This is a genomic window from Hydrogenophaga taeniospiralis CCUG 15921, assembly GCF_001592305.1.
In the GTDB taxonomy this organism is placed as follows: domain Bacteria; phylum Pseudomonadota; class Gammaproteobacteria; order Burkholderiales; family Burkholderiaceae_C; genus Hydrogenophaga; species Hydrogenophaga taeniospiralis.
This window is the reverse complement of sequence record NZ_BCWR01000006.1, coordinates 118,811-131,344: the sequence shown is the minus strand read 5'-3', so window position 1 is coordinate 131,344 and position 12,534 is coordinate 118,811. Positions and strand designations below refer to the sequence as shown.

At 69.1% G+C, this 12,534-nt stretch carries 12 protein-coding genes; 8 read left to right on the top strand and 4 right to left on the bottom strand.

What is annotated here, in order from left to right; genetic code table 11:
- Positions 1-65: 65 nt before the first annotated feature.
- The 6 genes from HTA01S_RS09665 to HTA01S_RS09640 all read left to right on the top strand — a co-directional run bounded on the left by HTA01S_RS09665 (position 66) and on the right by HTA01S_RS09640 (position 7,297).
- The gene (locus HTA01S_RS09665; RefSeq protein WP_084235992.1) at positions 66-1,256 is read left to right on the top strand and encodes an efflux RND transporter periplasmic adaptor subunit; all 1,191 of its coding nucleotides are present in this window, start codon (positions 66-68) and stop codon (positions 1,254-1,256) included.
- A 124-nt stretch (positions 1,257-1,380) separates the two neighbouring features.
- Positions 1,381-4,656, top strand: a complete 3,276-nt coding sequence (locus tag HTA01S_RS09660; RefSeq protein ID WP_068170032.1) for an efflux RND transporter permease subunit — start codon at positions 1,381-1,383, stop codon at positions 4,654-4,656.
- Positions 4,657-4,694: 38 nt separating this feature from the next.
- Complete coding sequence (locus tag HTA01S_RS09655; protein WP_068170029.1) at positions 4,695-4,931, top strand: YgaP family membrane protein; 237 nt, start codon at positions 4,695-4,697, stop codon at positions 4,929-4,931.
- A 30-nt stretch (positions 4,932-4,961) separates the two neighbouring features.
- Positions 4,962-6,011, top strand: coding sequence for an SLAC1 anion channel family protein (locus HTA01S_RS09650; RefSeq protein ID WP_068170026.1), 1,050 nt, complete (start codon positions 4,962-4,964; stop codon positions 6,009-6,011).
- 20 nt (positions 6,012-6,031) lie between these two features.
- Positions 6,032-6,337 (top strand): metal-sensing transcriptional repressor, encoded by a 306-nt coding sequence (locus HTA01S_RS09645; protein WP_068170024.1) that lies wholly within the window; start codon positions 6,032-6,034, stop codon positions 6,335-6,337.
- Positions 6,338-6,535: 198 nt separating this feature from the next.
- A complete protein-coding gene (locus tag HTA01S_RS09640) occupies positions 6,536-7,297 on the top strand; it encodes a sulfite exporter TauE/SafE family protein (RefSeq protein WP_068170021.1) in 762 nt (253 codons plus the stop codon).
- Positions 7,298-7,322: 25 nt separating this feature from the next.
- Here the strand turns inward: HTA01S_RS09640 and HTA01S_RS09635 are convergent, their stop codons facing one another.
- A complete protein-coding gene (locus HTA01S_RS09635; RefSeq protein ID WP_068170018.1) occupies positions 7,323-7,712 on the bottom strand; it encodes a TerB family tellurite resistance protein in 390 nt (129 codons plus the stop codon).
- A 59-nt stretch (positions 7,713-7,771) separates the two neighbouring features.
- The gene (locus HTA01S_RS09630) at positions 7,772-8,452 is read right to left on the bottom strand and encodes a Bax inhibitor-1/YccA family protein (protein ID WP_084235991.1); all 681 of its coding nucleotides are present in this window, start codon (positions 8,450-8,452) and stop codon (positions 7,772-7,774) included.
- Positions 8,453-8,552: 100 nt separating this feature from the next.
- On the opposite strand from HTA01S_RS09630, the gene HTA01S_RS09625 reads away from it, so the two are divergent.
- On the top strand, positions 8,553-9,434 hold the full coding sequence (locus HTA01S_RS09625) for a LysR substrate-binding domain-containing protein (protein ID WP_068170017.1): 882 nt from the start codon (positions 8,553-8,555) through the stop codon (positions 9,432-9,434).
- A 70-nt stretch (positions 9,435-9,504) separates the two neighbouring features.
- Here the strand turns inward: HTA01S_RS09625 and HTA01S_RS09620 are convergent, their stop codons facing one another.
- Positions 9,505-10,938, bottom strand: coding sequence for an FAD-dependent oxidoreductase (locus tag HTA01S_RS09620; RefSeq protein WP_084235990.1), 1,434 nt, complete (start codon positions 10,936-10,938; stop codon positions 9,505-9,507).
- A gap of 11 nt (positions 10,939-10,949) precedes the next feature.
- On the bottom strand, positions 10,950-11,405 hold the full coding sequence (locus HTA01S_RS09615; RefSeq protein WP_157572040.1) for a c-type cytochrome: 456 nt from the start codon (positions 11,403-11,405) through the stop codon (positions 10,950-10,952).
- 240 nt (positions 11,406-11,645) lie between these two features.
- Here HTA01S_RS09615 and HTA01S_RS09610 point away from each other — a divergent pair, with 240 nt between their 5' ends.
- On the top strand, positions 11,646-12,512 hold the full coding sequence (locus HTA01S_RS09610; RefSeq protein ID WP_169804760.1) for a heme-dependent oxidative N-demethylase subunit alpha family protein: 867 nt from the start codon (positions 11,646-11,648) through the stop codon (positions 12,510-12,512).
- Positions 12,513-12,534: the final 22 nt, after the last annotated feature.

Below are 12,534 nucleotides of genomic sequence, written 5' to 3'. Positions count from 1 at the left end.
CCATGGGCCTTCGCTTGTACCCCTGGGGGTATGTGTGTATACTGCGGGCCGTATAGGAGAAAACCATGCCTGCCCGTTCCACGCGCCCCCTGTTTCCGCCCCTCAACGCCGTCGCGCCGACCCTGGCGCGCTGGCGGCCTGCGCAGCGCCGCATCGTCTGGGGCGCGCTCTCGCTCAGCCTGGTGGCGGGTGCTGCCCTGCTGAGCGCGGCGGGTGTGCGTGCGGCGGGCGAGGCCCCGGCCCTTGCCGGCCCGCAGGTGCCGGTCGTGGTGGTGGGCGCCCAGGCGGTGGACGCCGGCCTGCTGCTCGACGGCCACCTGCAGGCGGTGCGCCAGAGCGTGCTCTCGGCCCAGGCCTCGGGCCGCATCGCCACGCTGTCGGTGAAAGCCGGCGACCCGGTGAAGGCCGGCCAGGTGCTGGCCGTGATCGACGACCGCGCCACCCAGGCCGGTGTGGCCCAGGCGCTGGCGGGTTTCGCCCAGGCCGATGCGAACCTGGCCAACGCCAAGGCGGCCTACGAGCGTTCGCGCGATCTGCGCGCCCAGGGCTTCCTGGCCCAGGCCGCGCTGGACACGGCGCAGGCCCAGTACAAGGCGGCCCAGGCCGCCGCCGCAGCCGCCCGCGCCGGCCAGACCCAGGCCAGCGTGGCCCAGGGCTTCACGCGCCTGACCGCGCCCTACGACGGCTGGGTGCTGCAGACGCACGCCGAGGCCGGTGCGCTGGCGATGCCCGGAACCCCGGTGCTCACGGTCTACGCGCCGCAGCCGATCCGCGCCGTGGTGCACGTGCCCGCCTCGCAGCAGGCGCTGGCCCTGCAGTCGCAACGCATCGAGGTGCAGCTGCCCGGCAGTGGGCAGTGGGTGCTGCCCGCCGCCAAGACCAGCCTGCCGGCCGCCGACCCGGTGTCGCAGACCGTGGAATGGCGGCTCGACCTGAGCGCGGCCGACGGCGCGAACCAGGCGCCCGGCCGCCAGGTGCGGGTGCGCTTCGTGGGTGGCCAGGGCCAGCCGGGCAGCCAGCGCCTGCTGGTGCCCGAGTCGGCGCTGCTGCGCCGCGGTGAACTCACCGGGGTCTACGTGGTCGCCACCCGCGGCGAAGGCCAGCCCGCTGGTTTTGCGCTGCGCGCGGTGCGCACGGGGGCTTCGCACGGCGACGGGGTGGAGGTGCTCGCGGGACTCAAGGCCGGCGACCGCGTGGCGCTGGATCCGGTGCGCGCCGGACTTTCAGGCGCTCAGCCTGCCGCGAGGCCGGAATGACCCCCCTGCGCCGCTTCGCGTCTTCCCCCCCCGAAGGGGGGACCGCGCCAGCGCCCCGGCGAAGCCGGTTGCGCGGCGCGTGCCGGATGGCGCACGGGCCATCGTTGCGTTCTGGACCTTTGACATGAACTCCTCTCAAGAACTCTCTACTGTCGAGAAGCTCGGCTTCTCCGGCTCGGTGGCGCGGGCCTTCCAGTCCAACGCCATCACGCCACTGCTGGCGCTGGTCGCGCTGCTGCTGGGCCTGTTCGCCGTGCTGGTCACGCCGCGCGAGGAAGAGCCGCAGATCAACGTGACCATGGCCAACGTGATCATTCCTTTCCCCGGCGCGTCGAGCGCCGACGTGGAGAAGATGGTCGCGGCGCCGGCCGAACACGTGCTCTCGCAGATCCAGGGCATCGAACACAGCTACTCGGTGGCGCGCCCCGGCGTCGCGGTGCTCACGGTGCAGTTCAAGGTGGGTGTGCCCCGCACCGAGGCGCTGGTGCGCCTGTACGACGTGCTCAACGCGAACCAGGACTGGCTGCCCCAGGGCCTGGGTGTGCTCACGCCCATCGTCAAGCCCAAGGGCATCGACGACGTGCCGGTGCTCGCCGCCACGCTGTGGACCAAAGACGCTCAGAGCGCGATGGACCTGGAGCGGGTGGCGCACGCGGTCGAGACCGAGCTCAAGCGCGTGCCCGGCACACGCGAGGTGGTCACCATCGGCGGCCCGGGCCGCGCGGTGCATGTGTGGCTGGAGCCCGCCAAGCTGCGTGAGCGCGGCGTGAGCGTGCAGGCGCTGCAGGGCGCGATTGCCTCGGCCAATCAGGCCATGCCCTCGGGTTCGGTGGTCAACCCCAGCCCTGCGGCGGGCGAGCCCGGCATGCTGTCGGTGGAAACCGGCGAATTCCTGCAGAACGCGAAAGACGTGGGCGACATCGTGGTCGGTGTCTCCAACGGGCGACCCATCTATCTGCGCGAAGTGGCGCGCGTGGAAGCCGGCGCCCAGCTGCCGCAGCGCTACGTGTGGTTCACGCCCGGCGCCGCCGACGCGGCCCACGCCGGACAACAAGGCCAGAACCACCCGGCCGTCACCATCACCGTCACCAAGAAGCCCGGTGAAAACGCGGTGGACGTGGCCGCTGGCGTGCGCGAGCGGCTGGACAACCTGAAGAACACCGTGATCCCGGACGACGTGGAAGTCGCCATCACGCGCGACTACGGCGAGACCGCCGCAGCCAAGGCCAACAAGTTGATCCAGAAGCTGATCTTTGCCACCGGCAGCGTGATCATCCTGGTGGGGCTGGCGCTGGGCCGGCGCGAGGCGGTGATCGTCGGCGCGGCCGTGATCCTCACGCTCACGGCCACGCTGTTCGCCAGCTGGGCCTGGGGCTTCACGCTCAACCGCGTCTCGCTGTTCGCGCTGATCTTCTCCATCGGCATCCTGGTGGACGACGCCATCGTGGTGGTGGAAAACATCCACCGCCACCGCATGCTCACGCCCGACGTGCCGCTCACGGTGATCATCCCGCGCGCGGTCGACGAAGTGGGCGGTCCCACCATCCTCGCCACCTTCACCGTCATCGCGGCCCTGCTGCCCATGGCCTTCGTGACCGGCCTGATGGGCCCGTACATGAGCCCCATCCCGATCAACGCCAGCATGGGCATGGCGATCTCGCTGGCCATCGCCTTCACCGTCACGCCCTGGCTCGCGCTCAAGCTCACCAAGACCGGTGAGGGCCACGCCGCCCACGGCCCGGGCAAGATCACGCGCACGCTGCAAAGCACGTTCACGCGCATCCTCACGCCGCTGCTGCAGAGCCCGAAAAAGCGCTGGCTGCTGGCGGCCGGCATCGCTGGCGCGCTGCTGCTCTCGGTGAGCCTGGCGCTGGTGCCCAACTCCTTCGTGGGCGTGGTGCTGAAGATGCTGCCCTTCGACAACAAGAGCGAGTACCAGGTGGTGGTCGACATGCCCGCCGGCACGCCGCTTGAAGGCACCACCGCCGCGCTGCAGGACATGACGGCCTACCTCGCCGCACAGCCCGAAGTCGCCAACGTGCAGGGCTACGCCGGCACCGCCAGCCCCATCACCTTCAACGGCCTGGTGCGCCAGTACTACCTGCGCGCCGAAGCCGAAGGCGGCGACCTGCAGGTCAACCTGATCGACGCGCACGCCCGCAGCGAGCAGAGCCACGCCATCGCGCAGCGCCACCGGCCCGCGCTGGAGCAGATCGCGGCCGCCCACGGCGCCCGCGTGAAAGTGGTGGAAGTGCCGCCCGGCCCGCCGGTGATGTCGCCCATCGTGGCCGAGGTCTATGGCCCCGACCAGGCCGGCCGCGCCGAACTCGCGCAGCGCGTGGCCCAGGCCTACAAAAACACGCCCGACATCGTGGGCGTGGACACCTCGCTCAAGGAACACGCACCGCGCGCCTTCCTGCGCATCCAGCGCCAGCGTGCCGAATCGCTCGGTATTCCGGTGCAGGTGATCGCGCAGACCGTCTACGCCGCGCTGTCCGGTTCGGACGCCGCCTACCTGCACGACGGCCACGCCAAGTTCGCCGTGCCGGTGCGGCTGCAGCTGCCGCTGGACCAGCAGATCGGCCTGGATGCGTTGCTCGCCCTGCCCCTGAAGGCGGCCAACGGCGCCATGGTGCCGCTGTCCGAACTGGTCACGGTGGAACGCGGCGTGATCGACCAGCCGCGCTACACCAAGGACATGCTGCCCGTGACCTACGTGTTCGGCGACATGGCCGGCTCGCTGGACTCGCCGCTCTACGGCCTGTTCGGCATCCGCTCGTCCATGGACAAAGCCGCGCTGCCCAACACCGGCGAGATGGGCGAGTACTGGATCAGCCAGCCCAAGGACCCGTACCGCCAGTACGCGGTGAAATGGGACGGCGAGTGGCAGATCACCTACGAGACTTTCCGCGACATGGGCGCCGCCTACGGCGTGGGCCTGATCCTGATCTACCTGCTGGTGGTGGCGCAGTTCAAGAGCTACCTCACGCCGCTGATCATCATGGCGCCGATCCCGCTGACCATCATCGGCGTGATGCCGGGCCACGCGCTGCTGAACGCGCAGTACACCGCCACCAGCATGATCGGCATGATCGCGCTGGCCGGCATCATCGTGCGCAACTCCATCCTGCTGGTGGACTTCATCGAGCTGGAAACCCAGCGCGGCGTGCCCTTTGCCGAGGCCGTGGTGCAGTCCGCCGCGGTGCGCGCGCAGCCCATCGCGCTGACCGGCCTGGCCGCCATGATGGGCGCCTTCTTCATCCTCGACGACCCGATCTTCAACGGCCTGGCCGTGTCGCTGATCTTCGGCATCGCGGTGTCGACGATGCTGACCCTGGTCGTGATCCCCGTCCTGTACTACGCGGTGTACCGGAAAAAGTACGAAGCACCCGCGGCCTGATTTTTGGTTCCCCCCTTGTGTCTTTTTAGGAGTTTGAAATGACTGTTGAACGTTACATCCGCGTCATGGCCGGTTTTTTTGTCATGTTGTCGCTGGCCCTGGGCTACGCTGGCAGCCCGATTTTTGTCAGCGAGTGGTTCCTCGCGCTGACCGCCTTCGCCGGTTTCAACCTGTTCCAGTCCGGCATCACCGGCTTCTGCCCGCCCGGTATCCTGTTCAAGAAGCTGGGTGTGCCCGAGGGCAACGGCTCATGCTCCGGCGGCAAATGCAATTGACCACCCACTGAACCCCTGAAAGTCAGCGCCATGTCCAGCCCCACCCCCTTGAAATTCCTCATGCCCGGCTGGTTCGCACTGGTCATGGGCCTGTGCGGCCTGGCGCTGGCCTGGCACCGCGCGCACGGCGTGCTGGGCGACATGGCCAGCGGCGTCGCGCTGGTGATCGGCGCGCTCGCGCTGCTGGTGTTCCTGGTGTTGCTGGTGGCTTCGCTGCTGCGCATCTCGCGCTACCCCGCTGCGCTCGCCGAAGACCTCAAGCACCCGGTGCGCCACGCCTTCGTGGCCGCGTTCCCGGTGTCGCTGCTGCTGCTGGCCACCGTGGGCGTGGCGCTGGGGGGCGCCGAGGGCGGCCTGGCCCCGCTCTGGCGCGTGCTCTGGTGGGCGGGCAGCCTCACCCAGCTCTGGGCCACGCTGTGGGTGCTGAGCCGCTGGATCTCGCCGGCCGCCGCAGCCCAGCCCGGCCAGGGCCCGGGCAACACGGGGCTGTGGCCGTCGGTCACGCCGGTACTGCTGATCCCGGTGGTGGGCAATGTCGTCGCGCCGCTGGCGGGTCTGCCGCTGGGCATTGACGGCTGGTCGGCCGCGCAGATGGGCATCGGCGTGTTCTTCTGGCCGGTGGTGCTGACCCTGGTGCTGGTCCGGCGCCTCGCCCACAGCCCGCTGCCCGAGCGTGTGCTGCCGGCCTGGTTCATCACCATCGCGCCGCCCGCGGTGATCGGCCTGGTGTTGGTCCAGATGCAGGCGCCGGTGGCGGCGGTGCAGGCGCTCTGGGGCGTGGCGCTGTTCTTCGTGCTGTGGCTGCTGCCGGTCGTGCGCCGCATCGCCGGTCAGCCCTTCGCGGTGCCGTTCTGGGCGCTGTCGTTCCCGTTCGCCGCCTTCACCACGCTCACCCTGCGCCTGGCCGAGCTGCAGCCCGACAGCGTCTGGCACGGCGTGCTGCAGAACGCCGGCGTGCTGCTGCTCGCGTCTACCACCATGACCGTGCTCTGGCTCAGCTTCGCCACCGTGCGCGGCCTGCGCGAAGGCTCGCTGCTGGCGCCCGAACCGGTGGCCAACATCATTCCCGCGTCGGCCTGAGCGGCCGAACACGCGAGACCATGAGCGACGCCGCCGCCACCCCCGGCCCCCAGCCGCTCCCCAGCGAGCGCAAGGCCGAACTGATGCACCGGCTGCGCCGGGCCGAGGGCCAGGTGCGCGGCCTGCAGAAGCTGCTGGAAGAGGGCGCCGACTGCGCCAAGATCGCGCAGCAGCTGCTGGCCACCCGCCACGCACTGGACAGCACCTTCGTGCGGCTCAACCTGTCGCTGGCGGAGCAGGAACTGGCCGCCGGTGCGGGCGGTTCGTCGCAGGCGGTGAGCGAGGTGCTCGACCGCCTGCAGCACAAGCTGGGCCGCGCACGGTAGCCCCACCCCCGCCGCGCTGCGCGCGACCCCCTCAAGGGGGCAACGCCTGCGGCCTGGCGAAGCCAGTTCCGCGGCGTTCTGGGTTTGGGCATTGCGCTCCAGAAAGCGCTTGCACCGGTCGCGTCGCGTGGCTACCCGTCGAACAGTTTTGCCCGCCATGAAGGCAATCGAGCGTGGGCGGGCCGGAATAATCGGCGCATGGACTTTCTCACCGCTTTGCCCCTGCTGGCCGCCGCCGCGTTTGCCGCCGGCGTGCTCAACGCCATCGCCGGTGGCGGCAGTTTCCTCACGTTTCCCGCGCTGGTGTTCACCGGCGTGCCGCCCATCGTGGCCAATGCCACCAGCGCGCTCGCGGTCAGCCCCGGCTACCTGGGCAGCACGCTGGGCTTCCGGCCCGAGCTGCGCGCGCTGCCAGCACGGCGCCTGCGGCGTGAGATGCTGATTTCGGCTGCGGGCGGCGTGGCTGGTGCGCTGTTGCTGCTGGTCACGCCGGCCAAGCTGTTTGCCGGCATCGTGCCCTGGCTGCTGCTGTTCGCCACCGTGCTGTTCGCGGCCGGCCCCGCCATCGCCCGGCGCGCCGCCTTGGCCTCGCACGAAGGCCAGGGCCTGGCGCGCTGGCGCGAGCCCGCGTTGCTGGGCGTGGCCATCTACGGTGGCTATTTCAACGGCGGCCTGGGCATCCTGCTCATGGCGCTCTACACCGTGGCCGGCGAGTCGCGGTTGAACGTCGTCAACGCGCTCAAGAACCTCAACTCGCTGGTGCTGTCCTGGCTGTCCGTGGCGGCCTTCGTGCTGGCCGGCGCCATCGCCTGGAAAGAAGGCCTGCTCATGATGGTGGCCGCCACGGCGGGCGGCTACGTGGGCGCGCGCTGGTCGCGGCGGCTGCCGGCGCACTGGGTGCGCGTGGGCGTGATCGCCGTGGGGCTGGTGATGAGCGCGTTGTTCTTCGCACGCGGCTGAAAACCGCTCAAGTTCCAGACCGCGATCACAGCCGCACCGGCCGGCGCCAACGGGCGCTGAACGCGTCGATCAGCGCGATCTCACCACCGGCCAGATGGCCGTCGGCCAGCATCAGCGCCTCGCACTGCTGCACGATCTGGTCCTGCAGGGCCGGATCGGTGACCTCCGCCATGAGCTGCGCCCGCGTTGCGTCGTCCACCACGCCGGTCCAGACGCCGCCGCTGGCCTGCAACAGGTCCTGGCAGAAGCGCTGAATCACGGCCTGGAACGCCTCGGCGCTGAGCCCCAGTTGGCGCGGTGCGTCGAGCCGGGCCAGCGCCTGCAGCTCGCTCATGGCGTACTGGCCATCGGCCACCAGGGCCATCGCCACCAGGCGGGCCGCGGCCTGCGGGCTGTTCGTGCGGTAGGTCTGCATGGGGCGCGCTCTATCTATATATATGTGCGTGTGCCTGTTGAAAGGGAGTCCTGCCGGGCTCAATCGTTCCCGCCGATGCCCATGAGGCTCAGCAGGCTGGTGAACAGGTTGAAGGCCGAGACGAACAGGCCCACGGTGGCCAGCACGTAGTTGGTCTCACCGCCGCTGACGATGCGGCTGGTCTCGAACAGGATCAGACCCACCGACAGCAGCGCCACCAGGCCCGACACCGCCATCGCCAGCGCCGGCATCTGGAAGAAGTACGCGCCCACGGCCAGTACCAGCGCAATCACCAGGCCGGCGAACAGGAAGCCGCCCATGAAGCTGAAGTCACGCCGTGTCGTCAGCACATAGGCCGACAGCGCCACGAAGGTGGCACCGGTGGCGCCGAGCGCGGCCACGATGGTGCCGGCGCCGCCGGGCAGGGCCAGCGTGTGCGTCAGCAGCGGGCCGAGCGTGTAGCCCATAAAGCCGGTGAGCGCGAACACGGCGGGCAGCGCCCAGCCGCTGTTCTGCAGCTTGTGCACCGCGAACAGCAGGCCGAAGTAGCCCGCCAGCGTGATCACCAGCCCGGGCGCAGGCCAGTTGCCGGCCACCGCCAGCGCGGCCACGCCCGCGCTGAACAGCAGCGTGAGCGAGAGCAGGGCGTAGGTGTTGCGCAGCACCCGGGCCACCTGCGGGCGGTCCAGGGCGAGCGAGGGGCGGGCGGGCAGGGAAGGGTGGCGTGTCGTGCGTTCCATGAGGGTTCTCCAGAGGTGAACAGGGAGCCTCGAAGATAGGGCTGCACTCGCTTCCTAAAAAGCAGACAATAACGAACAATCATTCAGTCAACAACGAACCATGAGTCAGGACCTGAACTACAAGCACCTGTATTACTTCTGGGTCACGGCCAAGGAGGGCGGCATGTCCCACGCCGCCGACCGGTTGGGCATGGCGGTGCAGACCATCAGCGCACAGGTCAAGCTGCTGGAGCAGTCGCTGGGCCACGCGCTGTTCAAGCCGGCCGGGCGCGGCCTGGCCCTCACCGAGGCCGGCCACGCCGCGCTGCAGGTGGCCGAGCAGATCTTCCAGCTCGGCGAACAGTTGCCCGCCGCCGTGCGCGACGCCACCAGCCAGAGCAGCGTGCGCCTCGTGGTCGGCATCTCCGACGGCCTGGCCAAGCTGGCCGTGCGCGAACTGCTCGCCCCGGCGCTCGAAGAGCCGCGCCTGCGCCTGGTGTGCCACGAAGACGACTTCGACGACCTGCTGGCCGACCTCGCCCTGCACCGGCTCGACGTGGTGCTGTCCGACCGGCCCGCGCCCGCCAACCCCAACCTCAAGCTCTACAGCCACGCCATGGGCTCTTCGCCCCTGGGCTGGTACGCGCCCAAGGCCTGGCTGGCCCAGGCCCGCCACAACTTCCCGCACAGCTTGGCCGAGGTGCCGGTGCTGCTGCCCAGCTCGCACGCCTCGGTGCGCCTGCGCATCGACCACTGGTTCGAGCAGCAGGGCGTGGTGCCCCACCTGGTGGGCGAGTTCGAAGACAGCGCCCTGCTGGCCACCTTCGGCGCCTCGGGCATGGGCGTGTTCCCCGCGCCCGAACGCATGCGCGAGCAGCTCTCGCAGGGCCACGGCCTGACATGGTTCGCGCCCTGCGAAGGCGTGCAGGAACACTTCTTCGCCATCGGCACCGCGCGCAAGGTGCAGCACCCGTTGGTGCAGAAGCTGCTCGCGGCGGTGTGATCCAGGCAATAAAAAAGCTGCTCCGCCAGAGACGGGGCAGCGTGGCCGGGGGACTGTCGGAACCGGCCGTTCAGGCCGCCGTGTCCCGCATCAAGGTGGTGAACCAGGTGCCCATGTCCTTGAAGTTGTCCTGGCTGACCGTTGCGGCCTCGGTGGGCACGGCCGGTACGCCATTGATCAGCAACTGGCCGCCATTGGAAGCAATCTTCATCTTGCCGTCGGCGCTGTCGTACTGGTACACGGCGGTCAACCACGAGGCGGTTTTCGCGGTGATCGGCGAATAACAGGCCGAGTTCGCCACTGGCTGTGGGTCTGGCTGGCCGCCGGTCATCAGTCGCACGATGGCATCGGCGCAGATCTTGGCCTCCTGGTTCGCCACGTGTCCAGCCTTGGGCATGCCGCAGCTGGACGCATCGCCGATCACGTGGATGCCGACCGCGCCCGCCGCCGTCGACTCATAGCTCAGGACATTGACATTGGCCCAGCGACCTGCGGTGCCGTTGTTCAGGCCCGCCTGCGCCAGCCACCCGCCCGCCTCGCTGCCGGTGGCTCGGTGCGGCACGATGGGGTTGACCACCCTGGCCTGAATTACCTGACTCACCCCCAGGGCGTCCACGTAGGACACCACCTTGGTCATGGGGTCGATGGTGATCCCGGTGACACCGGGAACGTAGCGGATCACGCCCGCGTGGGTTTGGCCAAAGGCCGTTTCGAAGGTGTGCCGCTCGGCCTGGATCGACGGGTTTTCGTCGAGCACGATCACCTGGCATCCCGCGCGCTGGGTGGTCTTCAGGTGATCTGCCACCACGCAGGCGCGCTCGTAAGGGCCGGGTGGGCAGCGGTAGGGCGCCTTCGGGATCGTCATCACGAAAACGTCCTTGTCGCGCATGGCGACAACCTGTTGCCGCAACAGCGTGGTCTGGGCACCGGCCCGCCAGGCGTGAGGGGTGCGCGCCTCGTAGTCGGCCTGCGTCAGGCCGTAGGCGTCGTCGAAGCTGACCCCGGGCGCGAGCACCAGGCGGTCATACATCAGCGTCGACTGGTCCGACAGCGTGACGGTTCGTGTGTTGCGGTCGATCGCCACCACGCTGCCCGCCTTGCGGACCACGCCGTAGCGGGTGGTCAGCGCGTCGCGCGTGAACTGCAGCGTTGAAATGTTGCGGCTGCCGTTGAGCACCAGGTTGCTCATGATGCTGGAGGTGTAGAGCGCGTCGGGCTCCACCAGCGTGACCTGCAGGCCGCTGCCGCCCCACAGGCGGAGGTACTTGGCCACGGTCATGCCGGCCATGCCGCCACCGACCACCACCACCCGCTGACCCGAGATGCCGGTCGTCGCCAGCTCGCTGGCGACCGTGACGGGTTTCCGGCCCTTGACGGACCGCAGGGAGGTGACACCACTGTCGGCCCAGCCCGCAAACGGCAGCAGCCCTGTGGCCAGCCCACCCGCCGCAAGCCCCACCCATTGGCGACGAGACAGCCCAGTTTCGATTGGATTGTTTTTCATGGTGATTCCGTTCACTGTTGGAGGTAGGTGATGATTTTCTGGAGCTGCGCCGTGGTGTAGCCTTGCGCGTGCGCGGCCATGATGTCGCGGCTCGCTGTCTTGGTCATGTACTCCAGCACCTCTTCAGCCTCCCCACCGCGGATGTTTTCGAAACCGCCGCTGCCCATCGTGCCGTGGCACTGGAAACAATTGGAAGCAAGAAGGCGCCCTTCGGTGTTCTTCGGCTGCACGATGCGGCCGCCCGACGAGTCTTTGCTCAATCCCTGCGGCGATGCCAAGTCGGCCACATCGGTGGAGGTTTCGGTGGTGGTCAGAGCGGTCCCGCTGTTGGTGTTGGCCTGGGTTTCAAGGCCGGGGGAAGCGGGATCGGTGCGGGCGGTTTTAGAGCGGGTCAGCCCCGCGTTGCTGTCCGAGTCGGTCGCACCACCGCAGGCCACCAGGGCGCAAGCAGCGGTCAGGGCGATCAAGCCGGTGTGCAACACCCGACTTCGGGGCCATTGCGTCACTTTCATGATTTCTCCTTCTCTTTGGTTTCACGCGTATTGCGTGAAATGAAGCTAGGTCCCGCGGCTTTGGATAACCTTAAATCGTATGTGGATATAAGCAATAATTGTTACCAACTGGTGCAGCACCGCGCAGGCCGTGGTTCTGCGGAAGTCGTCGTGTCTGGCCTGAAGGCGGAACAGGGGGCCTTGCACAATGACTTCATGAACGTCCAGACCCCCGCCACCCAAGTCCCCTGGGCCGTGAGCAGCCCGTTTCGCATGCGCCCGGGTCTCGCGCGCCTGACCACGGTGCACGGCGCGCCCGAGGCAGCGCCACCGCTGTTCGTGCGTGATCCGCAGGCCGCCGCCTACGCCGAACACAAACGAGTGTCGCTGCAGCAGCACCGCGCACGTAGCCAGATCGGCGAGGCCGACCCGGCCGTGTTGCAGGCCATCGCTGAGGCCTACGAGCGGCAGACCGGCGTCGCGATCGCACCCGAGGCCGACGCATTGGCGCAGGGCCTGCAGGAAGACTTCGTGATCCTGCACGACGACCGCGAAGGCATGCGAACGCGCTTCCTCTCGGTGTGCTTCCCCTCCAACTGGGCGCCCGCCGAAAAGATCCATCTGGACTTCGCCGCCATCCACGCGCCGGTCGCCGACAACGCGCTGCTGCAGGCCGGCGGCCAGGCCATCATCGACATGGCCTTTCGCCAGGCCAGCATGCTGCGCCACGTCTGGCTGCTCACCCCCAACGGCGATCTGGCCCAGCACCCCGAGACCCGCCGCACGCGCTGGGAAGACGCGGTGGCGCAGGCCGACGCATCGGGCGCGTCGGGCCGCCTGATCGACCAGGTGTTCTTCCGCGTCGAGCGCCAGACCACGCTGCCGCTGCCCGCGCTGCGGCGCGGCGTGTTCTTCATCCGCGTGATGGTGTGCCCGCTCACCGAGGCCTTGGGCGTCGAGCCCGGGCGCGCCACGCAGCTGGCCGAAGCGCTGGCCTCAATGAGCGAGGCCGTGGTGGCCTACCGCGGCATGGTGGCGGTGCAGGCGCGGCTGTGTGGCGAGCTCGCTGCCCTCGGGCCCTGAATCGCAGGGCACGCGCACCGGG

Coding starts and splice junctions, on each gene's coding strand:
- HTA01S_RS09665 (WP_084235992.1), top strand. CDS start 66: ATGCCTGCCCGTTCCACGCGCCCCCTGTTTCCGCCCCTCAACGCCGTC.
- HTA01S_RS09660 (WP_068170032.1), top strand. CDS start 1,381: ATGAACTCCTCTCAAGAACTCTCTACTGTCGAGAAGCTCGGCTTCTCC.
- HTA01S_RS09655 (WP_068170029.1), top strand. CDS start 4,695: ATGACTGTTGAACGTTACATCCGCGTCATGGCCGGTTTTTTTGTCATG.
- HTA01S_RS09650 (WP_068170026.1), top strand. CDS start 4,962: ATGTCCAGCCCCACCCCCTTGAAATTCCTCATGCCCGGCTGGTTCGCA.
- HTA01S_RS09645 (WP_068170024.1), top strand. CDS start 6,032: ATGAGCGACGCCGCCGCCACCCCCGGCCCCCAGCCGCTCCCCAGCGAG.
- HTA01S_RS09640 (WP_068170021.1), top strand. CDS start 6,536: ATGGACTTTCTCACCGCTTTGCCCCTGCTGGCCGCCGCCGCGTTTGCC.
- HTA01S_RS09635 (WP_068170018.1), bottom strand. CDS start 7,712: ATGCAGACCTACCGCACGAACAGCCCGCAGGCCGCGGCCCGCCTGGTG.
- HTA01S_RS09630 (WP_084235991.1), bottom strand. CDS start 8,452: ATGGAACGCACGACACGCCACCCTTCCCTGCCCGCCCGCCCCTCGCTC.
- HTA01S_RS09625 (WP_068170017.1), top strand. CDS start 8,553: ATGAGTCAGGACCTGAACTACAAGCACCTGTATTACTTCTGGGTCACG.
- HTA01S_RS09620 (WP_084235990.1), bottom strand. CDS start 10,938: ATGAAAAACAATCCAATCGAAACTGGGCTGTCTCGTCGCCAATGGGTG.
- HTA01S_RS09610 (WP_169804760.1), top strand. CDS start 11,646: ATGAACGTCCAGACCCCCGCCACCCAAGTCCCCTGGGCCGTGAGCAGC.